Source organism: Amycolatopsis sp. NPDC049159 (genome assembly GCF_040648295.1).
Taxonomy (GTDB): Bacteria; Actinomycetota; Actinomycetes; order Mycobacteriales; family Pseudonocardiaceae; genus Amycolatopsis; species Amycolatopsis pretoriensis_A.
On the sequence record NZ_JBEZDL010000002.1, the window covers coordinates 565,970 to 590,558 of the forward strand.

A 24,589-nucleotide genomic window follows, 5' to 3' on the forward strand; every position below is an offset into this window, starting at 1 on the left:
CGGGGACCCGGCCAGGCGGTAACCTCACCAGCACCCGAGAACCGTGAACCGAGGAGGGCCCGTGTCGGCAGGGCAGATCGCCGCGTTGATCGCCGCAGGAGCATTCGTGGTGCTGGTCGTCCTGCTGGCGATCCCGCTGATCAAGCTCGGCAAGACGCTGGACGCGGCCACGGAAGCGATCGAGCGCACCAACAGCAACACCGACCCGCTGCTGATCGGCGCGAACCAGACGATCACGCACGTGAACACGCAGCTGGAGCGGGTCGACGGCATCACGTCGAACGCGCAGGCCGTCACCGGCAACGTCTCCGCGCTGACGTCGGTGTTCACCGCGACGCTGGGCGGCCCGCTGGTGAAGACCGCGGCGCTGTCCTACGGCCTGAGCAAGGCGATCCGCGCGCGCAAGAAGAAGAACGCGCTGAAGGCCGCGAAGAAGGCCGGCAAATGAGGCGGCTGTTCTGGCTCGGCGTCGGCGTGGTCGCCGGCGTCGCGCTGTCCCGCAAGGCCGCCGAAACCGCTCGTCAGGCCACCCCGGCGGGGTTAGCATCGAACCTGGGCGAGGCCGTGCGCGAGCTGGCCGGCGCCGTGGGTTCGTTCGGCGCCGAAGTGCGCGCGGGCATGAACGAGCGGGAGCAGGAGTTGCACGACATGGTCGAGGAGCGCTCGGGTGTCACGGCACCCCGCGCCGAAGGACGGCACGCCGCCGCCGCGCGGCGCCCGGTCCGGCGAGCTCGCCGGGCGGAGGGCTGATCCGGGCCTGCCCGGAACCCTTCCGCCGCCGCCGTCCGACCCCGTTCTGCACCACCAGCACAAGGACCTGACCCGTGGACACACACGAAATCACCGATCGCTTCCTGCGCCATTTCGAGAGCAAGGGCCACACGCGCGTGCCCAGCGCGCCGCTGATCCTCGACGACCCGAACCTGCTGTTCGTCAACGCCGGCATGGTGCAGTTCAAGCCGTACTTCCTCGGTGAGGCGCCGCCGCCGTACCCGCGCGCGACCTCCGTGCAGAAGTGCGTGCGCACGCCGGACATCGACGAGGTCGGCAAGACCACCCGGCACAACACGTTCTTCCAGATGGCAGGCAACTTCTCCTTCGGCGACTACTTCAAGGAAGGCGCCATCGAGAACGCCTGGGCGCTGATCACCAAGCCCCAGAGCGAAGGCGGCTACGGCCTCGACCCGAACCGCATCTGGGCGACGGTCTACGAGGACGACTCCGAGGCCGCGGGCCTGTGGCGCAAGCTCACCGGCCTGCCCGGCGAGCGGATCCAGTCGCGCGACGGCAAGGACAACTACTGGGACATGGGCGTGCCCGGTCCCGGCGGCCCGTGCTCCGAGATCTACTACGACCGCGGCCCGGCGTACGGCCGCGAGGGCGGCCCGGTCGCGGACGAGGACCGCTACATCGAGATCTGGAACCTCGTCTTCATGCAGGACGTCCGCGGCGAGCTGAGCCCCAAGCTCGGGCACAAGCCGATCGGCGAGCTGCCGAAGAAGAACATCGACACCGGCATGGGCGTCGAGCGCGTCGCGACGATCCTGCAGGGCGTCGAGAACGTCTACGAGACCGACCTCGTGCGCCCGGTCATCGGCCGCGCGGAGGAGTTCTCCGGCCGCCGCTACGGCTCGAACCACGCCGACGACGTCCGCTTCCGCGTCATCGCCGACCACGCCCGCACCGGCGTGCTGCTGATCGGCGACGGCGTCACCCCCGGCAACGACGGCCGCGGCTACGTGCTGCGCCGCCTGCTGCGCCGCATCATCCGCTCCTCGCGCCTGCTGGGCGTGCACGAGCCGGTGCTGCAGTCGTTCGCGAGCGTCGTGCGCGACACCATGGGCCCGACCTACCCGGAGCTCGTCAGCGGCTTCGACCGGATCAACGAGGTCGTCCGGATCGAGGAGGAGGCCTTCCTCTCGACCCTGACCAGCGGCTCGCGCATCTTCGACATGGCGGCCGAGGAGACCAAGCGCGGCGGCGGCGACGTGCTCGCCGGCGACAAGGCGTTCCAGCTGCACGACACCTACGGCTTCCCGATCGACCTGACCCTCGAGATGGCGGCCGAGCAGGGCCTGACCGTCGACGAGGACGGCTTCCGCACGCTCATGAACGAGCAGCGCACCCGCGCGAAGGCGGACGCGGCGGCCCGCAAGACCGGCCACGGCGACCTCTCGGAGTACCGGAAGGTCCTGGAGCAGCACGGCGAGACCGAGTTCCTCGGCTACACCGACCTGCAGGCCGAGGCGAAGGTCGTGGCGCTGCTCGAAGACGGGCAGCCGGTCCGCAGCGTCGCCGCGGGCAAGAAGGCGGAGCTGGTCCTCGACCGCACGCCGTTCTACGCCGAAAGCGGTGGCCAGGTCGCCGACACCGGCGTGCTGCTGGGCGACGGCGTCGAGCTGAAGGTCCTGGACGTCCAGAAGATCGTCCCCGGCCTGTTCGTGCACCGCGTCGAGGTGGTCGACGGCGAGGTCGGCCTGGACTCCAAGGTCACCGGCTCGGTCGACGCGCACCGCCGCCTGTCCATCGAGCGCTCGCACTCCGCGACGCACCTGGTGCACGCGGCCGTCCGCGGCGCGTACGGCAAGCGCGCGGCGCAGGCGGGCTCGCTGAACTCGCCGGGCCGCATGCGGTTCGACTTCACCACCCCGGGCTCGGTCTCGGCGGACGTCCTGACCGAGGTCGAGCAGGAGGTCAACGACTACCTGCAGACCAACGTCGAGGTGAACAGCTTCACCACGACCAAGGACAAGGCGCTCGAGCTGGGCGCGGTCGCGCTGTTCGGCGAGAAGTACGGCAACGACGTCCGCGTGGTCGACATGGGCGAGTACTCCCGCGAGCTCTGCGGTGGCACGCACGTCGACCGGATCGGCCAGCTCGGCCTGGTCAAGCTGGTCTCCGACGCCTCCATCGGCTCGGGCGTGCACCGCGTCGAGGCGCTGGTCGGAACGGACGCGCTCAAGTACGTCCGCAAGGAGCAGCTGCTGGTCTCGCAGCTGGCCAACACCTTCAAGGTGCCCTCGGACCAGCTGCCGGGCCGCATCGACGACGTCCTGACCCGGCTGAAGAACGCCGAGAAGGAGATCGCGCAGCTCAAGACCCAGCAGGTGCTGGGCTCGGCGGGCGCGCTGGTGGACAAGGCGCAGGAGATCGGCGGAGTCACGGTCGTCGCCGAGGTCGTCCCCGACGTCGACGGCAACGGCCTGCGCGCGCTCGCCTCCGACATCCGCGGCCGGCTCGGCTCGCGGCCCGGCGTGGTGGCGCTCTTCTCGCCGGCCGGCGAGAAGCTGAGCTTCGTCGTCGCGACGACCAAGGCGGCCCAGGACAAGGGCATCGCCGCGGGCAAGCTCGTCCCGTCGTTCGCCGAGAAGATCGGCGGCCGGGGCGGCGGCAAGCCCGACATGGCCCAGGGCGGTGGCACGAACCCGGCCGGCGCGGCCGAGGCGGTCACGGCTCTCCGCTCGGCGATTGCCGGCATTGGTTAACCGCGGGAACCGCGGCCCGGATCGGCCGGGTGAGGACGATCCGGGCCGCGGCCGTCGGCTCGGAGTGGATGTCGGATCCGTCCGGGTCGGGGTGGCGCTGAGCGATCCGGCCCCCGTGCTCGCTTCGCCATTGGTTACCCTCTCCCGCGATGCGACCGACGACAGTGATCTGGACCAGCTGGCCGCCCTCGTCACCGAGCACGAGGTGGTCGAGGTGATCGTGGGGTTGCCGCGGACGCTCGCCAACCGGCAGGGTCCGGCGGCCGAGCTGGCGATCGCGTATTCTGAACGCCTGGCCGGGCGGATAGCGCCCGTGCCGGTCCGGCTGGGCGACGAGCGGCTGACCACGGTCACCGCATCCCGCATCCTCTCCCAGCGCGGGGTCAAAGGCCGCAAGCAGCGTGCGGTGGTCGACCAGGCCGCCGCCGTCGAGATCCTGCAGGCCTGGATCGACGCCGCCGCTGCGCACCGCGCCCGGGAGGGAGACCGATGAACGAGCAGCACCCCGAGCTGCCCCGCGGACGCAGGCGACTGCGCGAACCGGGACCGGCCACCCCGCCGCCGTCCCGTCCCGCACCTCGCCGCGAAGACCCGCGCGCGAGCGGGTACCACGAGCTGCCGCAGGCTTCGCGGCACAGCGGCGAGTACGACCTGCCCCAGCCGTCCCGCCGCGGCCAGGACGCCCCGCCGGCCGGCCGTCGCCGCCGCCTGGAGCCCCCGGCGCAGCTGCCCCCGGCCGAAGCCGACTACGACCCCCGTGACGCCGAGCGCGCCGGCCCCGCCCGTGCCCGCCACGGCCTCGACGCGGGCGCCGACGGCCCGCCCCCACGCCGCCGTCGCGCGGCCCCCGAACCCGGCGAGGAGCCCCGGCGCCGTGCCCCGGGCCGTCCTCCGGCGCCGGAGGACGAGGTGCCCCCGCGGCGTCGCCGTCCCGGCCCCGAAGAGCCGGCCGAGGTGTCGCAGCCTCGTCGTCGCCGGCCGAGCCCGGAGGAGCTGGCCGAAGCCGAGGTCGCCCGCCGCCGCCAGGCGATGCTCGACCCGGAAGCGGACGACGAACCGGCGCGCCGTCGCCGGCCCAGCCCGGAAGAGCTGGCCGAAGCCGACGCTGCCCGCCGTCACCAGGCGATGCTCGACCTCGAAGAAGCCGCCGAAGCGCAGGCCGCCCGTCTGCGCGGTGGCCCGGTCGACGAGGGCGCCGAGGTCGCGCGGCTGCGCGGGGTGCCCGACGCCGAGCCGCCGCGGCGCCGCCGTCGTGGTGAACCCGAGGCCGGGCAGGCTCCGCGCCGCGGTCCGGTGCCCGACCCGGCCGAAGCCGAGGTGTCGCAGCCACGCCGCCGCCGGGCCGCCGAGCCCGAAGCCGAGTCGCGCCGCCGCCAGGCAGCCCTCGACCCCGAAGTCGAGTTCGACCCCCGCCGCGAACCCCCGCGGCGGCCCCGCCAGCCGGGTGACCGCTCTGTCGGCGTGCCCGAACCCGGGGCCGAAGCGCCGCGGCGCCGCCGTCCGCCGCCCCCGCCGGTGCGCGACGACCCGCCGACCGACATCATCCCCGCGCAGCCCCCGGCCGAGCCGGCCGCCGAAGAGCCCGAAGAGTTCTTCGCCGAGGGCGACGAATACGCGGAGTACGACGAGTACGAGGACTACGACGAGTCCGAGTACGACGAGGAGTACGACGACTACGAGGACGAGCCGGCCAAGCCGCGCAAGAAGAAGGGCAAGCGCTTCCTGGGCTGGGTCGCCGCGATCGCGGTGATCGCGCTGCTCGCCGGCGGCGCCTACTACGGCTTCACCAAGTTCTTCGGCTACGAGGACTTCGACGGCGCCGGCGACGGCGACGTGCTGTTCCAGGTCGACGACGGCGACTCGACGTCCGCGATCGGCGCGAAGCTCACCACGGCGGGCATCGTCGCCAGCAGCAAGGCGTTCGTGAAGGCCGGCGAGGACAACCCGAAGCTCGCCCGGATCCAGCACGGCTTCTACGTGATGAAGACGCACATGTCCGGGGCCAGCGCGGTCGACCGGATCACCGCGCCGACCTCGCGCGTCGGCCAGCTGGAAGTCCGGCCGTACACGCAGTTCGACGACATCACCCAGCCCGACGGCAAGGTCACGCCCGGCGTGTACAGCCTGCTGGCGAAGGCGTCGTGCGCGCAGCTGGACGGCAAGAGCACCTGCGTGTCCGCCGACGACTTCCGCAAGGCCGTCGACGCGGCGGACCTGAAGACGCTCGGCGTGCCGGACTGGGCGATCGAGCCGGCGAACAAGGCCGACCGCAAGGACCGCAGGCTGGAAGGCCTGATCGCGCCGGGCCTCTACGACGTCAAGCCGGGGGCGAACGCGCAGGAGATCCTCGGTCAGCTGGTGAAGAGCTCGACCGAGGCGATCCAGAACGCCGGGCTGAGCCCGCAGTCGACCGGTCCGGGCGTGACGCCGTACCAGACGCTGATCATCGCGTCGATCATCGAGCGCGAGGCGGTGAAGGCCGACTTCGGCAAGCTGTCGCGGGTGATCTACAACCGGCTGGCGATCAACATGCGGCTGCAGATGGACTCCACGGTCAACTACGTGCTGGACCGCCCGACGCTGCTGACCAACGAGGGCGACCGCGTGAAGTCCGGCGCGTACAACACGTACAAGAACGCCGGGCTGACGCCGACGCCGATCTCGGTGCCGAGCGCGGACGCGATCCAGGCCGCGGTGCACCCGCCGGCCGGGGAGTGGGTCTACTTCGTCAAGTGCGAGAAGAACGGCCTGTCCTGCTTCGCGGTCACCAACGACGAGCACAACAAGAACCGCGCCCTGGCCGAGGAACGCGGTGTCATCTGAGTCCCGCAAGGCAGCGGTCCTCGGGAAACCGGTGGCGCACTCGCTGTCCCCGGTGCTGCACGGCGCCGCGTTCGCCGCGCTCGGCCTGACCGGCTGGACGTACGAGCGCATCGAGACCGGCGCCGACGAGCTCCCGGCGTTGGTCGACGGCCTCGGCCCGGAGTGGACGGGGCTGTCGGTCACGATGCCGGGCAAGCGCGCGGCCCTGGACCACGCGGCCGAGGTGGCCCCGCGCGCGGCCGCCGTCGGCGCGGCCAACACACTGGTCCGCACGGCCCGAGGCTGGCTCGCGGACTGCACGGACGTCGACGGCGTCACAGGTGCCCTGCGCGCGGCGGGCGGCTACGAGCCGTCTCCGGCGGACACGGCGGTCGTCCTCGGCGCGGGCGGCACCGCGGCGGCGGCGGTGGTCGGCCTCGCGGAGCTCGGCATCCGGCAGGTCCGCCTGGTGGTGCGCGAACCGGCCCGGGCGACGGAAACTCTCGACGCGGCGAAGCGGGCTTCCCTCGACGTCGACGTCCTCCGCTGGTCCGAAACGGACTTCGCCGCGCTGGCGTCGTCGGCGGTCCTGGTGAACACGGTCCCGCCGGCCGCGGTGGCCCCGCACGTGGCGGAGCTGGCGGCGATCGCGCACGTCCTCGACGTCATCTACCACCCGTGGCCGACCCCGCTGGCCGAAGCGGTGGCCGCCCGCGGCGGCCGCCTCGCGACGGGGCTGGACATGCTGCTGCACCAGGCGTTCGGCCAGGCCGAGCACTTCACCGGCCGGCCGGCCCCCCGCGCGGCGATGCGGGACGCGCTGCGCGAAGCGACCGGAAATCTGCTGCCGCTGCCGATCGGCTGACGCTATTCTGGTGGACTGCCCAAAAGAAGGGGTCTGCACGGGATGAGCAGCCGGGAAGCACAGAGCGAGGCCGAGATCAACGCCGCGTGGGTCGGCGAACCACCGGAACTCAACTCCACGGTCACGCTGGTCGACTACGACCCGCGGTGGCCGGCGCTGTTCGAGCGCGAAGCCGCGCGGATCAGGGGGGTGCTGGGGGAGCGGGTGCTCGTGCTGGAGCACGTCGGCTCGACGTCGGTACCCGGCCTGTGCGCGAAGCCGATCATCGACATCCTCCTGGAGGTCCCGGATTCCGCCGACGAGGAGACGTACGTCCCGGCCCTGGAGGCGGCGGGCTACCGGTTGGTGATCCGCGAGCCGGACTGGGAGAAGCACCGGTGTTTCAAGGGCCCGGACACGAACGTCAACCTGCACGTGTACTCGCCGGGCAACGGCCAGACGCCCAGGTACCGCCTGTTCCGCGACCGCCTGCGTTCGCACCCGTCCGAGCTCGAGCTGTACGCGGCGACCAAGCGGGAACTGGCCGCTCGGACGTGGAAGTACATCGGCCACTACGCGGACGCGAAGACCGAGGTGGTGGAGGAGATCATCAGCCGGGCTCGCGCGGCCCAGTACGACGCGTTCAGCGAGTCCTACGCGACGCACGCGGAGAAGTCGGTGACGAACGCGTGGTACGACCGGCCCGCGATCGTCGAGCTGGCCGGCGACGTCTCGGGCCGGCGGGTACTGGACGTCGGCTGCGCGGCGGGGCACTTGAGCGCGCTGCTGGCCGCGCGGGGCGCGGAAGTCTTGGGGGTGGACGCGAGCGCGGGGATGGTTTCGGTCGCCCAGCGGAAGTTCGGTTCGGTGGCACGGTTCGAAGTCGCCGACGTGACCGAGCCGCTTGCCCTCGAGTCCGGTTCCTTCGACGTGATCACGGCTTCGCTGGTGCTGCACTACGTGAAGGATTGGGCGCCGATGCTGGCGGAGTTCCGGCGGGTTCTCCGGCCTGGAGGTGTTCTGGTGTTTTCGGTGCACCACCCGGGCGAGGACTGGCGCTGGTTCGAGCGGGAGAACTACTTCGAGCTGGAGCTGCTGGAGGACGAGTTCCCGGCCGGACAGGTGGTGCGCTTCTACCGGCGCCCGTTGAGCTGGACGTTCACCGCGGTCCGTGAGGCGGGTTTCGAGGTGGACCGGCTGGAGGAGCCGATGCCGGCCGCGGAGGCGGAGGAAGCCGACCCGAAGTGGGCGGCGAACCTGCGCACGAAACCCCGGTTCCTGTACTTCCGGGCGGTCAGTCCCGTTCTGGATCGACTTCCAGTTCCACCAGACGCTCAAACAGCAGGTTGAATGCGGTGAATCTGCTGTTCGGGTTCAAGATCATGGCCGTCGGCGCGGAGGCTCGAACTCTGTCGAGGAAGCCATTGGAGACGTCTTGTGCTTCGCGTGTATTCCGGCGTACACGTTTGATTATGTCGTACGTGCGAATCCGGGGATTCGAAATTATCAGGTCCAGTAGTTCCTGGACTCCGGGCTCTCCTTTTATCTTGTGAACAGCGTACGCTGCACCATCTTTGGGGTCGAAGCTCCGACGGTAGGCGGCGATCGAAGAGGTGGTGAAGGCGAGTGAAAACACCGTAGCTGTTATCACGGCTGCTTCTGGTTTGAAATGTATGATGACGGCGCCTGCGCAGGCAATGCACCATGCGCTCACAAGTGTGGTCAAGACGAGGAGCGAAATCGCGAATCGGAGTCGCGAGACAGTGCGCGATTTGCGAATGGCGAGAGTGTCGGCGAAATTGAGTGTCGTGGACGATCCATGCCATCGGCAACCGGCCTCGAGTACCACGCCGATGATCGAATTTCGAAACCGGTAGTCGTGATACCAGCAGGTGCGCCGATCTGCTCGCGGCAGCAGCCAGCTGGGGGCTGGGCTGATGGGAGGAGTCGAGTTCAACCGGGTGTATACGCTCTGATGGTAGAACATCCCCAGTGCCAAGATCCGGCCCCATCTCCGTGCGTTTTCTTCGCTCACCTGAAACTGGGCGATGGCCTGGGCGAGCACGGCGGGCTCATCCAGGACCTTGATCAGCAGTTCGGGTCGGTCGTCGGCGATCTCGATGCCGGTCGACCGGGCGAGTTCCAGCGCCGCGGCCGGGTCGAGCCGCATGTAGGAAACGAAGAGCGCGTCGAAACCGTCCTGTGCGCCTGTGGTTGCGGCGAGGAAGAACGGCTTGAGGTGGCTGGGCCTGTGTCCGGTGATCGAGCGTTCGGCAAGTTCGCGGTCTCGGAGAGCGAGGGCGACGAGGCGAAACAGGGGGAACCAGGTCTCGTCTCGCTCCGTCGCCCGGCTGAGTGAGTTCGCGATGTCCGCCAGTTTCAGCATCACGACTGCGTCTTCGTAGGGCTGGCAGTCGACGATGGTGCGCAGGCCGAGTTCGACGCCGCCGACGAGCGTGGTCCACAGCAGTCGCTTCTGGCGTACGCGGTCGTTCTTCTGCAGCGCGATGGAAAACACGATCACCTCGGCCAGTCGTTCCGCGAACCTGAGGGCTTCGTCGTTGTCGCCTTCGAGGGCCGAACTGATGCGTCGCCAGGCCTCGTCGTCGCCGCGGTCGACCGCGCCCGCGGCGAGGAACTCGCAAAACGTCAGATGCACAAACCGAATGCTCTCCTCCTTTCGTTCCTCGGTGAACAGGCCGGTGTCCCGCGAGAGCTCCCTGAGTCTTTGTCCGGCTTCGCTTTCCGAGAGTTTCTCCTCGTCCCGGACGATCGCCACCGCCTTGTCCCAGTCCAAAGCGTTCCGTGACTGGCTGCCGTCGAGAAGGTGCTCCAAGGCGATTCGGCCGAGGAGTTGTTGTCGCGTCCGGCGCAGGACGTTCAGGCCCGTGGTCAGCCCGCGCTGCCGGCTTCCGCGTCGGACGAGCAGTTCGTCGACCACCGAGCGGTAGAAGTCCGGCCGGGTTTCGGGGAGCCCTTCGCCGCCTGCCATCTGGTCGGTCGCCACGTACATCGCCAGGATGAGTGGTGTCTCGCACATGCTGCGAATATTGGGCTGGGATGCCAGGTTGCCGAAGATGCGCGGGAGATGCCGATCCGGGTCGCTGCGGTACGGCCACTTGCTCAGGAATTCGTACGTGTCGTCCGCGGTGAACGGCTCCAGGGTCAGGTGTGCGTCGAACATGTCGGCGAAGTCGGGGGAGAGGTTGACGTAGAGTTGGCGCCGGGTGGTCAAGGCGACCTGGTTGGCGGGGTGCTTCTTCGCCAAGTGGTCGCAGAGTTTGACGATTTCGTTCGACACGGCCAAGAAGTCGCTGGTGTTCACTTCGTCCAAGCCGTCGAGAAGGACGGTGACCCGGCCTGTGCCGAGGAAGGAGTCGAAGAGGTCCTTGCCTGCGTAGGCGTTGATCGAGGTCACCTGACGTTCGACAAACTCGACGAGGCTGCTGGTCGAGTCTGCCGCGGCAAGGTTCTTCAGCTCCACGAGGACTGGGATACGCGTCGGCCCGACCGCGGAACCGGCGATCGCGGCCCGGCAGATGTCACGGTAGATCCGTTTCACGAGGGTCGATTTTCCTGAGCCGGGGTCGCCGATGAGCAAGGTTCGGGGATAGTCGCCTTCGATGATCTCGTCGGCGGAAATCCTGGTTCGGTCGGAAGTGGTAGCGGTCAGCGGGACGAACATGTCATCCAGCACGAGCTTCACCGGGACTGCGGCGGGCACCAGCAACGTGTTCGAACTCGCCGCCAGCCGGTTCAGCGCGAAATCTCTCAGGCTGAGCCGGGCGGCGACAGCCGGTCGGAGTCGGCGTACCAGCCGTGAACCGATTCCGCGGATGATGTACTGCGGAAACGCCTCCAGCCCGAGATCACGCGTCACCGACTTGAGGTACTTGCGCCGCTGGTACAGAAAGCCGGTGAGCGCGACGAGGAGACCCGACGCGATGCTGACGATCTGGGTGAGACTTAGTGGCACCGCGAGCCACCTCTCCGCAGGCGTACAGGCCGTGAAAAGGGTCGCGCACCGGCCGCGGAGTGTTACTCCCGCTTAGACAGTTCCTGGATCAGGTCCACGATCTCCCGGCTCACCGGCCGGAAGATCCGCAGCCGCGACAGTGCCGCCACCCGCGCCAGCAGCGGTACACTCCGCTCCACCAGCATCCGGCTCCGCTTCGTCCCCGCCGACCGGTCGTGGACCCAGAACAGCACCACGCCCATCTGGTACAGCCACAGCAACTCCGGCAGCTGCGCCCGCAGTTCCGGGTCCAGCTTCACGTCCGAGCCGTCGATGACCTCGCGCATCAGGCCGATCGACGCCTCCCTTGCGGCCGACGAGTCGTCGCTGAACGGGCTCAGCGGCGACTCGGGGTCGGCCGCGTTGACGAAGAACTGCGTGCCGAAGCGGTGGTAGGGCTCCGCGATGTCCAGCCAGCACAACAGCACCGCCCGCAGGCGCGCCGCGAACGCCTGCTCGCCGGCCAGCAGGGGGCGGGCCGTCTCGAGGTGCTGCCGGGCGATCTCGTCGTAGAAGCCCTGGATCAGCTGTTCCTTCGACGAGAAGTAGTAGTACGCGTTGCCGACCGAGACGCCCGCTTCGGCGGCGATAGCGCGCATCGTCGTGCGGTCGTAGCCGTTCTCGGTGAACAGCCGCATCGCGGTCGTGACGATCAGGGACCGCGTTTCCTCGCTCTTGGCCACGGGCTGCACGTTAGCGCCGGTTCCGTCAGTGCTGCGGGAAGGGCGGCATCCCCGGATAGGGGAGGGGCGCCGGCACGGGCTTCGGGGCCAGGTGGCGGCGGCGGATGCCGTTGAAGATCAGCACGTTCGTCAGGTGCATCACCCCGAGGATCAGCGCGACCACGCCGACCTTCACCGAGAGCAGCTCGAACACCTCGCGCGCGCTGAGCACGGTCGCCCGGCTGGTCAGGAACAGTGTCACGAACCCGAGGCTGATCAGGTAGAAGCCGACGACCAGCAGCTGGTTGACGGCGGTGGCGAGGCCCGGGCTGTCGGCGAAGACCTCGGTCAGGAAGGTGCGGCCGTGCTTGCTCAGCGTCCGGGCCACGAGAACGGTCAGCGGGATGCTGATCAGCAGGTAGAGCGCGTATGCGAGGACGACGGGGTCCATGGTTCCTCCAAGTTTTGAACGTGTTCAGGAAGACGGTAGCGCGCTTTTTGAACGCGTTCAAGAGAGTCGGGTCACGCCGACTCCGGCGATGTCACCCCGGGCAACCTGGCCGGCCCGGCTGAACGACGCCGCCGATCACCGCTTGGTCCGCGGGGACGTCGTCGTCCCACTACGGTGAGGTCATGCGCATCGCGATCCTCGACGACTACCAGGACGTCGCCCTGACCTTCGGTGACTGGGACTCGCTGAAGGCCGACATCACGGTCTTCACCGAGCCCCTCACCGACGTCGTGGGGCAGCTGCAGGGCTTCGAAGTGATCGTCGCGATGCGTGAGCGCACCCGGTTCCCGGCCGAGGTCCTGAACCGGCTGCCGGACCTGAAGCTGCTGGTCAGCACCGGCCCGCGCAACGCGGCCATCGACGTCCCGGCCGCGCGGCGCAACGGCGTCGTCGTGTCCAAGACCGGCTACCTGGGGGAGCCGACCGCCGAGCACACCTGGGCGCTGATCCTCGCCGCGGCGCGGAACCTGCCGCGGGAGTTCCGGTCCATGCGGGAGGGTGGCTGGCAGACGACCGTCGGCACCATGCTGCACGGCAAGACGCTCGGCCTGCTCGGCCTCGGCAGGCTCGGCGCCGGTGCGGCGAAGATCGGGCAGGCGTTCGGGATGGAGACCATCGCCTGGAGCCAGAACCTGACGCCGGAGAAGGCGGAGCCGCACGGCGTCACGGCGGTGTCGAAAGAGGAGCTGTTCGCGCGGTCGGACGTGCTGTCGATCCACCTGGTGCTCAGCGACCGCACCCGCGGGCTCGTCGGCGCGCCCGAACTCGCCGCGATGAAGCCGAGCGCGATGCTGGTGAACACCTCGCGCGGCCCGATCGTCGACGAGGACGCGCTCGTGGACGCGTTGCGGCGCAACGAGATCCGGGTCGCGGCGCTGGACGTCTACGACGTCGAGCCGTTCCCGTCCGACCATCCACTGAGGACACTCGACAACGCCGTCCTGACGCCGCACCTCGGCTTCGTCGCGCGCGAGACCTACGAGATCTTCTACGGCGACGCGGTCGAGGACATCGCGGCTTACCAGGCGGGGGAACCGATCCGGCTGATGGACTAGCTTTGGCGTGCGGCCCGCCGGGGCCCGAGGTCCCCGCACCGGCCCGGCGGCGGGCCCGCACGAGAACCATGACACCACCCGCGCGGCGCCCCCGGCAGGGTCCAAAGACCCTGTCGGCGGGTCCGTTCGGCTGAACGACGCGTGCGCCCGGGTTGTGAGTGGGAAACAGGGTTGGAACACTGTTTCCCACTCACGAGGTCGTCGCGGGCCACTGCCCTTCCGCGAAGGCCGGCGCGGCCGTGACGCTGGTGGCCGGCGGCCCCCTCGGCCCGGGGCGTTCTACCGGATTCCGGTCAGCGGCTCACGAGAACGGGACCGCGTCCGGCGCGCAGGTGGTCCCGGCGGCCGGCGCGCTCAGCTCCGTCAGGTACCGCACGACCGCCGCCGAGGCGCACGCGCTGGGCGCGTCGAGGGACGTGTGGCCGTAACCCTCGACGACGAGCACCCGCCCGTCACCCAGCTCCGCCGCCGTCGCTTCCGCGTTGTGCAGCGGCGTCGCCGGGTCGAACCGGTTGTTCAGCACCAGCACGGGGTTCTTCCGCGCCCGGTTCCACGGCCCGGTGTACCGATCGGCGTCGTGGGCCGGCCAGCCGACGCACTGGGCCATCGAAAACACCGACCCCAGCCCGAAGTACGGCTGACGCGCACTCTCGCGAGCGGCCAGCGCGGTGTAATCGGCGACCGAAGAAGGGTTGTCGCTGTCGACGCACTGGACGGCCAGGAACCCGGCGGAGTGCGTCGGCACGTACGGGTCCAGCACCGGCGCGGCGGGCCCCGGGTCCGACGGCATCGCGGAAAGGGTCTGGGCCAGCCGCTTCCACCGGCCCGACTGGTAGAGCGCGGTGTCGACCGTCCGCATCAGCGAGCCGACGCCCTGGCCGCGGGACGCGCGGGCGAAGATCCCGGCGAACCGCTGCTTCGGGTCGCCCGCGGAGAACGCGCACCGGGGCCCGGCGGCGGCGCACACCGCGAAGAACTCGTCCAGCTCCCGCTGCTGAGCCCCGGCGACGTCGGCTCGGACGTCCACCGGCTGCTGCTCCTGGCCCGGTTTCCCGGTGGCGTTCGCGACGAGGTCGAGCGTGCCGTCGAGGGTCATCGCGCGCACCTTGTCCGGGAACAGGTTCGCGTACGTCCCGCCCAGGTACGTGCCGTAGGAGTAGCCGTAGAAGTTCAGCGCGGGGTCGCCCACGGCCTGGCGCAGCAGCTCCAGGTCCCGCGCCACGTTCGCGGTCGACAAATGGCTCAGCAGGGCACCCGAGGCGGCGCAGGCCCGGCCGGTCGCCGCGCTCGCCGCGAAGAACGCGTCCGGCTGCCGCAGCGGCGACCCGGCGGGCGGCAGGTGGTCGGCGCCGGGGCAGCTGACCGGTGACGAGCCGCCGATCCCGCGCGGGTCGAAGCTGACCAGGTCGAAGCGGGCGCGCAGCTCGTCGGGGTAGCGAGCGGCGAAGCGCGTCAGCTCGCCGACGCCGTCCGCGCCCGGGCCGCCGAAGTTGAAGAACAGCGAGCCGAGCCGCCGTCCGGGGTCGCTCGCCGGCAGCCGGATCACCGAGAGCGTGATCGAGGCGCCCTTCGGCTCGCGGTAGCTCAGCGGCACGGCCGCGCCCGCGCACTGGAACGGCCCGTGGCACGGCGTCCAGCGCAGCGCGGGTACGGCGGCGCCGTTCGTGCCCAGCGCCGGGGGAGCGGTTTGCGGCGAAGGCGAGGGAGCTGGCACCGGCGCGGCCTGGGGCGCGCTGCAGGCGGCCACCAGCAGAACGGCCGCGAGGAGGACCCGCTTCACGCGCCCAATTCCGCCAGCACGGCGTCGGTGTAGCGCGGCCAGACCTCGGCCGCCCACGGGCCGAACGCGCGGTCGGTGAGGGCGACGCAGGCCGCGCCCACGGCCGGGTCGACCCAGAGGAACGTGCCCGACTGGCCGAAGTGCCCGAAGGTCCGCGGCGAGCTGTTCGCGCCGGTCCAGTGCGGGCTCTTGTGGTCACGGATCTCGAAGCCGAGGCCCCAGTCGTTCGGCTTCTGGTGCCCGAAGCCGGGCAGCACGCCGGACAGGCCGGGGAGGACGACGTTCGTGGCCTCGGCGACGGTCGCGGGGTCGAGCAGCTCGGGTGCCTGCAGCTCGGCGGCGAAGGCGACCAGGTCGTCCACTGTGGACACCGCGCCCGACGCGGGCGAACCCGTCAAGGTGGTCGAAGTCATCCCGAGCGGGGCGAACAGCGCTTCGGCCTGGTACTGCGCGAAGGGGATGCCGGAGTGCTCGGCGAGCGCGTCGGCCAGCTGCTCGAACCCGGCGTTGGAGTAGAGCCGCCGCGTGCCTGGCTCGGCCATCGCCTTGTGCGTGTCGAACGCGAGCCCGGAGGTGTGGGCGAGCAGGTGCCGCACGGTCGAGCCCTCCGGCCCGGCCGGGGTGTCGAGCTCGACGACGCCCTCTTCGATCGCGATCAGCGCGGCGTAGGCGGTCAGCGGCTTGCTGACCGAGGCCAGCGGGAACTTCCGCGCGGTGTCGCCGTGGCGGCCCTGCACGGCCCCGTCGGCGGACACCACGGCCGTCGCGGCGTTGTCCACCGGCCACTCGTCGATCAGGCGCAGGCTCTCCATGCGCCCACCCTACGAAACGAAGGCCCCCGCACCGGTGTCGGGGACCGGTGCGGGGGCCTTCGCGGGTTTCGCTGCCTCAGGCGTCGAGGTCGGTGGCGACGAGCTGGGCGACCGCTTCGACGGCCTCCTCGGCGCCTTCGCCCTCGGCGCTGATGACGACCTCGTCGCCGTACCCGGCGGCGAGCGTCATGAGGTTGAGCACGCTGCCGGCGGCCACCGGGCTCCCGCCGGCCTTGGCGATCTGCACCGCGACGGGTTGCGCCGCGGCCGCCTTCGCCACCAGCGCGGCCGGCCTGGCGTGCAGACCCACCTTGCTCGCCACGGCGACGCGTTTCTCCGGCATGTTCGTCCTCTCTAACGGGGTACTACGTCGATACGGATGTTACGCGGCGGCGGTGCGGTCGAGGTCGGCCTCGATCGAGTCGTCTTCGCGGCCCGGGGTGCGCAGGTTGAACTTGATGATCGCGAACCGGAACACGAAGTAGTAGATCACCGCGTAGACGAGGCCGATCGGGATGAGCAGCCACGGCTTCTGCGCCGCCGGGGCGCCGAAGTTGAGCAGGTAGTCGATCGCGCCGGCCGAGAAGTTGAAGCTCTGGTGGATGCCCAGCGCGTTGCAGATCGCCAGCGAGGTGCCGGTCATGATCGCGTGGAACAGGTACAGCGGCCACGCGACGAACATGAACGAGAACTCGATCGGCTCGGTCACACCGGTGAGGAACGAGGTCAGCGCGCCGGCGATCATCACACCGCCGACGACCTTCTTCTGCGCCGGGCGGGCCGTCTGCCAGATGGCGAGCGCGGCCGCGGGCAGCGCGAACATGAAGATCGGGAAGAAGCCCGTGGTGAACGCACCGGCCGACATCTTGCCGGCGACGAAGTTGTTGATGTCACCGCCGTCGAAGATGAACCAGACGGGGACGTTCAGCAGCTGGTGCAGACCGACCGGGATGAGCAGGCGGTTCAGCGCGCCGTAGATGCCGCCACCGACGATCGGGGAGGCGGTGACCGCGTCACCGGCGGCCTGGATGCCCTGGTCGACCCAGTGGAAGACGAGGCCGAAGAGCACGCCGAGGATCACCATGACCACCGCGGTGATGATCGGGACGAACCGGCGGCCGCCGAAGAACGCCAGGTAGGCGGGCAGCTTGATGCGGTGGTACTTCTGCCACAGCAGCGCCGCGACGATGCCGACCACGACACCCGCGAGCACCGAGTACGGCCACTTGATCGGCGCCAGCTCGGTCGCGCCCGCCTTGTAGCCGGGCAGGTCGCTCAGCGGGGCGAAGACCTGGACGACGGAGCTGAAGACGAAGAAGCCGACGACGGCCGCGACGGCGGTCGAGCCGTCGCCCTTCTTGGCGAAGCCGACCGCGATGCCGACCGCGAACAGCAGCGGCAGCCAGTTGAACAGCGTGCCGCCCGCGGCGCCCAGCACCGAGGCGACCTTGTTCCAGCCGAGGCCGTCCTTGCCGAGCATGTCGTCCTGCCCGAACCGCAGCAGGATGCCCGCCGCCGGGAGCACGGCGATGGGGAGCATGAGGCTACGGCCGAAGCGCTGAAGACCGGCGAGACCGCTGCCGCTCTTCTTCGCCCCCTCCGCGGTGGTGGAGCTCATCTGGATCCTCCATAGTGGGGTGGTTGACCGGGTTCCGGGGTGTTCCGGTCCAACTGCATGGTCACCTGGTAGTGATCTCCCCGGTACCAGGAAGTGATGTCTTCGATCGGGTCGCCGTTCGCGCTGGAGACCCTGCGGAACACGAGCAGCGGGCTGCCGGCGCGCATGCCGAGCAGCCGGGCCGTCTCGCGATCCGCTCCTTCGGCCCAGACCGTCTGCCACGCCTGGTCGGGACGCACGTCGTACGTCTCGGCCAGCTGCGCGTAGAGCGACTGGGTCAGGTCGAGCTCGAGCAGGCCGGGAGCCCGGCCCGCGTGGTACCAGCCCCGCTCGACGGCCAGGGGAACGCCGTCGGCGTGGCGCAAACGCACCAGGTGGTGCGCGGGAGTGCCCTCGGCCAGGCCGAGGGCGTGGGCCGAGGCGGTGGGCGGGACCTCGGTGGCGGCCGAGACCACCTCGGTCGTCGGGGTCAGCCCCCGCCGCCTCATGTCGTCGGTGAACGACATGAGGTAGAGCTGCAGTTCCATCCGCCGGGCCGCGGTGAAGGTGCCCTTGCCGCGGACCCGGGCGAGCAGACCCTCTTCGACCAGCTTGCCGATCGCCGATCTGACCGTGAGCCGCGACACGCCGTAGCGCTGGGCCAGCTCGCGTTCCGACGGGATCGGCGCACCCGGCGGGAGCTCCCGCTCCACTGTGCGGCGGAGGATTTCCCGCAGCTGGGCGTGCTTGGGCGTGGGCCCGTTGACGACCCGGTCGGGTGGCGGGACGTGCGCGGCCGCGCTCATCGGCGTCACCCTCCTCGTTCTCGTGTCACCGGGGGACCGGTGCTCGCGTCCGGCCCGGAACATTGGTACGTTCCGGTCTAGACCAATGATCTGATGGGGCAGGATGCTCCGCCGCGCGGACGGGTGTCAACCCACCGTTATCCGTTCGTGGCCCGCGGCGGGGTGCATGCCGACGAACGGCGTAGTACAGGTGGACACGCGGTTCGCGTCAGGTTGGGAACAAACAGTGATCAAGGAGACCGCGATGGCGGATGACAGGCCCGAAAAGATCCTCGCGGCACTCGGCGGCGCGGGCAATCTCACCGAGGTCGAGGGGTGCATCACGCGGCTGCGCTGCGAGGTCGAGGACATGAGCCTCGTCGACGAAGCGGCGCTGAAGAAGGCCGGCGCGATGGGCGTCGTCAAGATGGGGTCCTCGGCCCTGCAGGTGATCGTCGGGCCGGAGGCGGACACGATCGCCAGCGACATCGAGGACCTGCTGTGAGCCTCGAGGTCCTCAGCCCGGTCGCCGGGCGCGTGGTGCCGATCACCGAGGTCCCGGACCCGGTGTTCGCGCAGGCCATGGTGGGCCCGGGCATCGCCGTGCAGCCCACGGGCGGGCGTTCGGACGCGGTGGCGCCGGTCGACGGCACGGTCGCCACGCTGCACCCGCACGCCTACGTCATCGCGACCGAGGACGGCAAGGCCGTGCTGGTGCACCTGGGCATCGACACGGTCAAGGAGAAGGGCGAGGGCTTCACGCTGCACGTCGTCAAGGGCGAGCAGGTGCGGGCCGGCCAGCCGGTCGTCAGCTGGGACCCGGAAGCGGTGACCGCGGCGGGCTACTCGGCGATCGTCCCGGTGGTCGCGCTGGACGCGTCGGCGGACGTGCTGTCCGCTTTGGACGCCGAGCGCGACGTCGCGGCGGGCGAAAAGCTGTTCGCCTGGGACGCCTGAGGACTTTCTGTCACGCGAAGGGCCCTTGTGGACGGTGCTCGTCCGCAAGGGCCCTTCGGCGTCCCCGGCTCGTCAGCCGGTGACGACCTTCCCGTTCTCCACCTTGACCGGCACGCTCGGCAGCGGCTTGTTCGCCGGTCCCTGCTTGACTTCCCCGGTCAGCGCGTTGAAGACGGAGCCGTGGCAGGGGCAGATCAGGTCGGCGCCCTTGGGGGCGACGGTGCAGCCCTGGTGCGTGCAGATCGCGCTGAACGCGGCGGCGGCCGACTCGGACGGCCGGGCCACGATGACGTCGGAGCCGTCCGGGGCCTTGGCCGCCTTCGCCTCCCCGACGGGGACGTCGGCGAGCGCGACCAGTGGTGTTCCGGCGGCGATCGGCGCCTGCGCGGTGCCGGACTTGGCGTCGTCCGAGGAGCAGGCGGTGAGCGCGACGGCGCCGACGGCGGCACCGGCGACGGCGGCACCGGTGGTCAGGACGGTGCGGCGGGAGTGCAGTTCGGCAGTCATGCCCTTACCAACGAGATCGACACCGCATCGGTTCAATCCGCGGTGAACCGGATCGGCCCCTGTTCCGTGTATGTAGCCGAGTGGGTGTGGAGTGGAGGAACGATCATGGTGGGATGGGTTCTGCGCATCGTCGTGGCGGCCGCGTTGCTGGGCTCGGCGGGCGTGCACTACTTCTTGTGGACCGAGGACTACCCGGGCATCGTCGGCCCGCTGTTCCTGCTGGACGCGATCGGCGGCCTGGTCCTCGCGATCGCGGTGCTGGCCTGGCGGCACTGGCTGCCGGCCCTGGGCGCGCTCGGGTTCGGCGTGCTGACGCTGGGCGCGTACGTGCTGGCCGCGACCGTCGGCTTCGCCGGCAACCACGACCAGTTCAACAGCCAGCCCGAGTACTGGGGCGTCATCACGGAGGCGGTCTGCATCCTGGGCGGCCTGGCGCTGCTGTTCGTGAAGGACCGGCGCCGAGTCGCGGCCTGAGTTCCGTGGGGGAAGTCGCCGAAGAGGCGCTGATGCGCGCGCTGCACGAGGAACACGCGGCCGCGTTGTGGTCCTACGCGCTCCACCTGACCTCCGGCGACCGGATCCGCGCCGAAGACGTCGTCCAGGAGACGCTGCTGCGCGCCTGGCGCTCGACGGCGGTGCTGGACCAGTCCCAGGGGTCGGCCCGCGCGTGGCTGTTCACGGTGGCGCGGCGCATCGCGATCGACGGCTGGCGCTCGGCGTCGTCCCGGTCGGAGGTGGTGACGGACGAGCCACCGGAACTCGCCGTCGCCGACGGGACGGACCGCGCGGTCCAGGGCTGGCTGGTCGCGGAGGCGCTCGCCGAGCTGTCCGAGCGGCACCGCGAGGTCCTGGTCCTGTGTTACTTCCAGGGCTATTCCGTAGCGGACGCGGCGCTGCGGCTGGGCGTCGCCGAGGGAACGGTGAAGTCCCGCACCCACTACGCGCTGCGCGCGTTGCGGCTGGTGCTCGAGGAGAGGGGGGTGACCCAGTGAGCGAAGACCCGTTCGCGGCGTTCGACGCCGCCTACGTGCTGGGGGCGCTGTCCCCCGAGGACCGCCAGCGCTTCGAGGAGCACCTGCGCACGTGCGACCACTGCGCGGCTTCGGTCCGCGACATGGCGGGGCTCCCGGGCCTGCTGGCCCGCGTCGACACCCCGGCGGTCCTGCCCGAACTCGGCCCGCCACCGCCCGACCTGCTGCCCGCGGTCCTCGCCCGCGTCCGCCGCGGCCGCCGCATCCGCCTCGCGGTGACGTCGGTGTCGGCCGCGCTGGCGGTGGCGGCGTGCGTGGCACTGGCGGTGGTGGCGTCGTGGCCGGCGGCTTCGCCCCCGCCGTCGATCGCGATGACGGCGCTGGGCCAGTTCCCGGTCCGCGCGGACGCCCGCCTGGACGCCTTCGAGTGGGGCACGCAGGTCGACATGTCGTGCAGCTACACGGGCGGCCGCAGTGGTGGCGACTACGTGCTGGTGGCGATCTCCCGGACGGGCACGGAGACCCAGCTGGCGACGTGGAAGGCGGTCCCGGACAACACGGCCCGCATCGTGATCGGGACGGCTTTGCAGAGGTCGGATCTGGCGGCGCTGGAGGTGCGCGGGGGGAGCGGGCGAGCGCTGCTGCGGCTGACGTTGTGACGGGGTGGTTCGCCCGGGTCGCAGGGGGACCCGGGCAAGCCACCCACTCGCTTGCGGCCCCGCGCCAGCCTCGGTTCCGCCTGCCGCGATCCCGCCCGCTTCAGTCGTGGCGGCTTCGGCCCCGTCCACCTGGTGCCGCTTACCTCGATCCCGCTTGCTTCCGCTCTGGCTGATTCGGTGCCGTCGCCTTGGCCCCGCCTACCTCGGTGCCGCTTACCTCGATCCCGCTTGCTTCCGCTCTGGCTGCTTCAGTGCCGCCGCCTCGGCCCCGCCTACCTCGGTGCCGCTCACTTCGATCCCGCTTGCTTCTGCCCGGGCTGCTTCAGTGCCGCCGCCTTGGCCCCGCCCACCTGGTGCCGCTTACCTCGATCCCGCTCGCTTCCGCCCTGGCTGCTTCAGTGCCGCCCACTTCGGTCCCGGCTGCTTCGAGCGCCCGCTTCCGCCTGAGCGGCTTCGGTGCCCGTCGCGTCGAGTCCGCCCGCCTGAGCCGCGCGCTTCCAGCCCCGCCGTTTCGGCGCCGCCCGGCTTCGATCCCGCCCGCTCCGAGCCCTGCCGCTTCATGCCCAGCCGTCCGAGCCCGCCCCTTCGGCCTCGCCCACCTCAAGCCCGGCCGCGGTTCGCCCGCGTCGCCGCACCGCTCGCAGGGGTTCCCGGGCCGCACTTCGGGCCCCTTCGCCGTCGCCCACAGGAGTGATATCCGGCCCGCGGCGGCACGAACGGTCCTTTCGCGACGCTCGGCATTTGCCCAGCTCAACCCCGTCGCAGCACTCTGGACCCATGCCCCCGACGATCCTCACCCTCACCGCCGCGGCCGCCACCGGAGCGGCCACCGCGCCCCTCGCCAAACGAGCCCTCGACCGCGCCGACGCCCCCATCCCGCTCGCCCTCGCCGCCCTCCTGACCGCCCTCACCACCACCGCGGCCACCGCCCGCTGGCTCACCGGTGCCTGGCCGGCCTGGTGGCTGCCCGTACCTCTCGTCCTCACCGCCGTCGCCGTCCCGCTGGCCCTCGCCGACCTGCGTCACCTCCGCCTGCCCGACGCGCTGACCCTCCCCGCCTACCCCCTCGTCGGCGCCGCCATCGGAGCCGCGGCCCTCGGTGGCGGTGGCCCGTCCCTGGCCCTCCGCGCGGCCATCGGCGCCGTCCTGTTCGGCGCGGCCCACGCGCTGGCCCACCGGACGAGCACCCTCGGCGCCGGCGACGTCAAGCTCTCCGGCAGCCTCGGCGCGGTCCTGGGCGCGGTGGGCTGGGCCGCCCTCCCGGTCGCCGCGGTGCTGGCCGCACTGCTCAGCCTGGCCGTCGCCGCCGCGCGGGAACGGGCCCGCGTCCCGCACGGTCCCGCCCTGCTCGCGGCCACCTGGCTGTGCGCCGTCTTCCCGGGGGCGCCATGACCGGAGGCACGTCCCGGCCCGCCCCGCGCCCGTGACAGGATTGAGCCCATGTTGCGCTGGATCACCGCAGGTGAATCGCACGGACCCGCGCTGGCCGCCGTGCTCGAAGGGATGCCCGCCGGCGTCGCCGTCACCACCGCCGACGTCACCGAGCAGCTCGCCCGGCGCCGTCTCGGCTTCGGCCGCAGCCCGCGGATGGGCTTCGAGACCGACCACATCGAGTTCCTCGGCGGCGTGCGCCACGGCCTCACCCAGGGCGGCCCGGTCGCGGTGCAGATCGAGAACGCCGAGTGGCCCAAGTGGGAGCAGGTCATGGCGGCCGACCCGGTCGACCCGCAGGTGCTCGAAGGCCTCGCGCGCAACGAACCGCTCACCCGGCCCCGCCCGGGCCACGCGGACCTGCCCGGCATGCAGAAGTACGGCTTCGACGAGGCCCGTCCCGTCCTGGAGCGGGCGAGCGCGCGCGAAACGGCGTCGCGGACCGCGCTCGGCACCGTCGCGCGCAACTACCTGAAGCAGCTGCTCGGGGTCGAGATCCTCAGCCACGTCGTCTCGATCGGCGGCGCGGACGCGCCCGAGGGCCCGCTGCCGGTCGCGGCCGACCTGGCCGCCATCGACGAGAGCCCGGTCCGCGCGTTCAGCCAGGCGGGCACCGACGCGATGGTCGCCGAGGTCGACGCCGTGCGGAAGGCGGGTGACACCGTCGGCGGCGTGATCGAGGTCCTCGCCTACGGCCTCCCGCCGGGCCTCGGCTCCCACGTCCACTGGGACCGGCGGCTCGACGCGCGGCTGGCCGGCGCGCTCATGGGCGTCCAGGCGATGAAGGGCGTCGAGGTCGGCGACGGCTTCACCACCGCGCGCCGCTGGGGCAGCCAGGCGCACGACGAGATCGACCGCGGCACCGGCCCGGTCGGCGTCACCCGCCGGTCCAACCGCGCGGGCGGCCTCGAAGGCGGCATCACCAACGGCGAGCCGCTTCGGGTGCGCGTCGCGATGAAGCCGATCTCGACCGTCCCCAAAGCACTGTCCACAGTGGACGTCAAGACGGGCGAGCCCGCGGTCGCGATCCACCAGCGGTCCGACGTCTGCGCCGTGCCACGGGCCGGCGTCGTGCTGGAGTCCGTGGTGGCGCTCGTCCTCGCCGACGCCGCGCTGGAGAAGTTCGGCGGCGACTCGCTGGTCGAGGGCAAGCGCAACGCCGAGGCGTACCTGAAGGCCCTCGAGGAGCGCTGGTGAGCCCCCGCGCGGTGATCGTCGGGCCGCCCGGCTCCGGTAAGAGCACGGTCGGACCGCTGCTGGCGGCCGCGCTCGGCGTGCCGTTCCGCGACTGCGACGACGACATCGTCGCGCGCACCGGGCGCAGCATCTCCGACATCTTCGCGGAGGACGGCGAACCCGCTTTCCGCGCGCTTGAAGAAGAAGCGGTCGCGACGGCGCTGGCTGAGCACGAAGGCGTGCTCTCCCTCGGCGGCGGCGCGCCGCTGACGCCCGGCACCCGGGCGCGGCTGGCCGAGCACACCGTCGTGTTCCTCAACGTCGGCCTCGCCGCGGGTGTGCAGCGCACCGGCCTCTCGAACGCGCGGCCGCTGCTGGCCGGGGTGAACCCCCGCGCCACGTTCAAGAAACTGCTCGACGAGCGCGTGCCCGTGTACCGCGAGGTCGCCACCGTCGAGGTCGTCACCGACGAGCGGACCCCGGCCGAGATCGTCGCGGACCTCGCCGCGCGGCTCGCCCCCGCCGAAGCCAAGGAGTGAG

The 24,589-nt window shown here is 71.1% G+C and carries 25 protein-coding genes; 16 read left to right on the plus strand and 9 right to left on the minus strand.

Going from position 1 to position 24,589, the window contains the following annotated elements; genetic code table 11:
- The first annotated feature begins 61 nt into the window (after window positions 1–61).
- The 7 genes from AB0B33_RS05870 (at window position 62) to AB0B33_RS05900 (ending at window position 8,481) form a co-directional block, all read left to right on the plus strand.
- Window positions 62–448, plus strand: a complete 387-nt coding sequence (locus tag AB0B33_RS05870) for a DUF948 domain-containing protein (RefSeq protein ID WP_247011689.1) — start codon at window positions 62–64, stop codon at window positions 446–448.
- Complete coding sequence (locus AB0B33_RS05875) at window positions 445–750, plus strand: hypothetical protein (RefSeq protein ID WP_360767337.1); 306 nt, start codon at window positions 445–447, stop codon at window positions 748–750. Before AB0B33_RS05870 ends, AB0B33_RS05875 begins: the two co-directional genes overlap by 4 nt.
- A gap of 74 nt (window positions 751–824) precedes the next feature.
- A complete protein-coding gene (alaS, locus tag AB0B33_RS05880) occupies window positions 825–3,485 on the plus strand; it encodes an alanine--tRNA ligase (protein ID WP_360767339.1) in 2,661 nt (886 codons plus the stop codon).
- A 64-nt stretch (window positions 3,486–3,549) separates the two neighbouring features.
- The gene (gene ruvX, locus AB0B33_RS05885; protein ID WP_315863291.1) at window positions 3,550–3,978 is read left to right on the plus strand and encodes a Holliday junction resolvase RuvX; all 429 of its coding nucleotides are present in this window, start codon (window positions 3,550–3,552) and stop codon (window positions 3,976–3,978) included.
- Window positions 3,975–6,308, plus strand: coding sequence for an endolytic transglycosylase MltG (gene mltG / locus AB0B33_RS05890; protein WP_360767342.1), 2,334 nt, complete (start codon window positions 3,975–3,977; stop codon window positions 6,306–6,308). Before ruvX ends, mltG begins: the two co-directional genes overlap by 4 nt.
- On the plus strand, window positions 6,298–7,152 hold the full coding sequence (locus tag AB0B33_RS05895) for a shikimate dehydrogenase (protein ID WP_360767345.1): 855 nt from the start codon (window positions 6,298–6,300) through the stop codon (window positions 7,150–7,152). The genes mltG and AB0B33_RS05895 overlap by 11 nt, the downstream gene beginning before the upstream one ends.
- Before the next feature lie 42 nt (window positions 7,153–7,194).
- Window positions 7,195–8,481, plus strand: coding sequence for a GrpB family protein (locus AB0B33_RS05900; protein ID WP_360767348.1), 1,287 nt, complete (start codon window positions 7,195–7,197; stop codon window positions 8,479–8,481).
- On the opposite strand, the gene AB0B33_RS05905 is transcribed toward AB0B33_RS05900, so the two are convergent.
- From AB0B33_RS05905 to AB0B33_RS05915, 3 genes are all read right to left on the minus strand, one after another.
- Window positions 8,426–11,107: an NACHT domain-containing protein gene (locus AB0B33_RS05905; protein ID WP_360767351.1), complete on the minus strand. Its 2,682-nt coding sequence runs from the start codon at window positions 11,105–11,107 to the stop codon at window positions 8,426–8,428. The genes AB0B33_RS05900 and AB0B33_RS05905 overlap by 56 nt on opposite strands.
- Window positions 11,108–11,169: 62 nt before the next feature.
- Window positions 11,170–11,829 carry a TetR family transcriptional regulator gene (locus AB0B33_RS05910; RefSeq protein WP_360767353.1) on the minus strand — a complete coding sequence of 220 codons (660 nt, stop codon included), beginning with the start codon at window positions 11,827–11,829 and terminating at the stop codon, window positions 11,170–11,172.
- Between the two features lie 25 nt (window positions 11,830–11,854).
- The gene (locus tag AB0B33_RS05915) at window positions 11,855–12,259 is read right to left on the minus strand and encodes a hypothetical protein (protein WP_360767356.1); all 405 of its coding nucleotides are present in this window, start codon (window positions 12,257–12,259) and stop codon (window positions 11,855–11,857) included.
- Window positions 12,260–12,441: 182 nt separating this feature from the next.
- On the opposite strand from AB0B33_RS05915, the gene AB0B33_RS05920 reads away from it, so the two are divergent.
- Window positions 12,442–13,374 carry a D-2-hydroxyacid dehydrogenase family protein gene (locus AB0B33_RS05920; RefSeq protein ID WP_360767359.1) on the plus strand — a complete coding sequence of 311 codons (933 nt, stop codon included), beginning with the start codon at window positions 12,442–12,444 and terminating at the stop codon, window positions 13,372–13,374.
- A gap of 301 nt (window positions 13,375–13,675) precedes the next feature.
- On the opposite strand, the gene AB0B33_RS05925 is transcribed toward AB0B33_RS05920, so the two are convergent.
- The 5 genes from AB0B33_RS05925 to AB0B33_RS05945 form a co-directional block, all read right to left on the minus strand.
- Complete coding sequence (locus tag AB0B33_RS05925) at window positions 13,676–15,154, minus strand: alpha/beta hydrolase (protein WP_360767362.1); 1,479 nt, start codon at window positions 15,152–15,154, stop codon at window positions 13,676–13,678.
- Complete coding sequence (locus AB0B33_RS05930) at window positions 15,151–15,966, minus strand: serine hydrolase domain-containing protein (RefSeq protein WP_360767365.1); 816 nt, start codon at window positions 15,964–15,966, stop codon at window positions 15,151–15,153. The genes AB0B33_RS05925 and AB0B33_RS05930 overlap by 4 nt, the downstream gene beginning before the upstream one ends.
- Before the next feature lie 76 nt (window positions 15,967–16,042).
- Window positions 16,043–16,309, minus strand: coding sequence for an HPr family phosphocarrier protein (locus tag AB0B33_RS05935; RefSeq protein ID WP_013224593.1), 267 nt, complete (start codon window positions 16,307–16,309; stop codon window positions 16,043–16,045).
- A gap of 39 nt (window positions 16,310–16,348) precedes the next feature.
- Complete coding sequence (locus AB0B33_RS05940; RefSeq protein WP_360767368.1) at window positions 16,349–17,584, minus strand: PTS transporter subunit EIIC; 1,236 nt, start codon at window positions 17,582–17,584, stop codon at window positions 16,349–16,351.
- A complete protein-coding gene (locus AB0B33_RS05945) occupies window positions 17,581–18,369 on the minus strand; it encodes a GntR family transcriptional regulator (protein WP_247011673.1) in 789 nt (262 codons plus the stop codon). Before AB0B33_RS05945 ends, AB0B33_RS05940 begins: the two co-directional genes overlap by 4 nt.
- Before the next feature lie 244 nt (window positions 18,370–18,613).
- Between AB0B33_RS05945 and AB0B33_RS05950 the strand changes: the two genes are divergently transcribed.
- Window positions 18,614–18,853 (plus strand): glucose PTS transporter subunit EIIB, encoded by a 240-nt coding sequence (locus AB0B33_RS05950; protein ID WP_247011672.1) that lies wholly within the window; start codon window positions 18,614–18,616, stop codon window positions 18,851–18,853.
- On the plus strand, window positions 18,850–19,305 hold the full coding sequence (locus AB0B33_RS05955; RefSeq protein ID WP_360767373.1) for a PTS glucose transporter subunit IIA: 456 nt from the start codon (window positions 18,850–18,852) through the stop codon (window positions 19,303–19,305). The genes AB0B33_RS05950 and AB0B33_RS05955 overlap by 4 nt, the downstream gene beginning before the upstream one ends.
- 72 nt (window positions 19,306–19,377) lie before the next feature.
- Here the strand turns inward: AB0B33_RS05955 and AB0B33_RS05960 are convergent, their stop codons facing one another.
- Window positions 19,378–19,812, minus strand: coding sequence for a Rieske (2Fe-2S) protein (locus tag AB0B33_RS05960; RefSeq protein WP_247011671.1), 435 nt, complete (start codon window positions 19,810–19,812; stop codon window positions 19,378–19,380).
- Window positions 19,813–19,917: 105 nt separating this feature from the next.
- Here AB0B33_RS05960 and AB0B33_RS05965 point away from each other — a divergent pair, with 105 nt between their 5' ends.
- The 6 genes from AB0B33_RS05965 (at window position 19,918) to AB0B33_RS05990 (ending at window position 24,588) form a co-directional block, all read left to right on the plus strand.
- Entirely contained in the window at window positions 19,918–20,286 is a 369-nt protein-coding gene (locus AB0B33_RS05965; protein WP_360767376.1) for a hypothetical protein, read from the plus strand.
- A gap of 5 nt (window positions 20,287–20,291) precedes the next feature.
- Window positions 20,292–20,804 (plus strand): sigma-70 family RNA polymerase sigma factor, encoded by a 513-nt coding sequence (locus AB0B33_RS05970; RefSeq protein WP_281506174.1) that lies wholly within the window; start codon window positions 20,292–20,294, stop codon window positions 20,802–20,804.
- The gene (locus AB0B33_RS05975; protein ID WP_360767380.1) at window positions 20,801–21,442 is read left to right on the plus strand and encodes a zf-HC2 domain-containing protein; all 642 of its coding nucleotides are present in this window, start codon (window positions 20,801–20,803) and stop codon (window positions 21,440–21,442) included. The genes AB0B33_RS05970 and AB0B33_RS05975 overlap by 4 nt, the downstream gene beginning before the upstream one ends.
- A 777-nt stretch (window positions 21,443–22,219) precedes the next feature.
- Window positions 22,220–22,834, plus strand: a complete 615-nt coding sequence (locus AB0B33_RS05980) for an A24 family peptidase (protein ID WP_360767383.1) — start codon at window positions 22,220–22,222, stop codon at window positions 22,832–22,834.
- A gap of 48 nt (window positions 22,835–22,882) precedes the next feature.
- Entirely contained in the window at window positions 22,883–24,070 is a 1,188-nt protein-coding gene (gene aroC / locus AB0B33_RS05985) for a chorismate synthase (RefSeq protein WP_247011665.1), read from the plus strand.
- A complete protein-coding gene (locus AB0B33_RS05990; RefSeq protein ID WP_360767386.1) occupies window positions 24,067–24,588 on the plus strand; it encodes a shikimate kinase in 522 nt (173 codons plus the stop codon). The genes aroC and AB0B33_RS05990 overlap by 4 nt, the downstream gene beginning before the upstream one ends.
- The last annotated feature ends 1 nt before the right edge of the window (window position 24,589 follow it).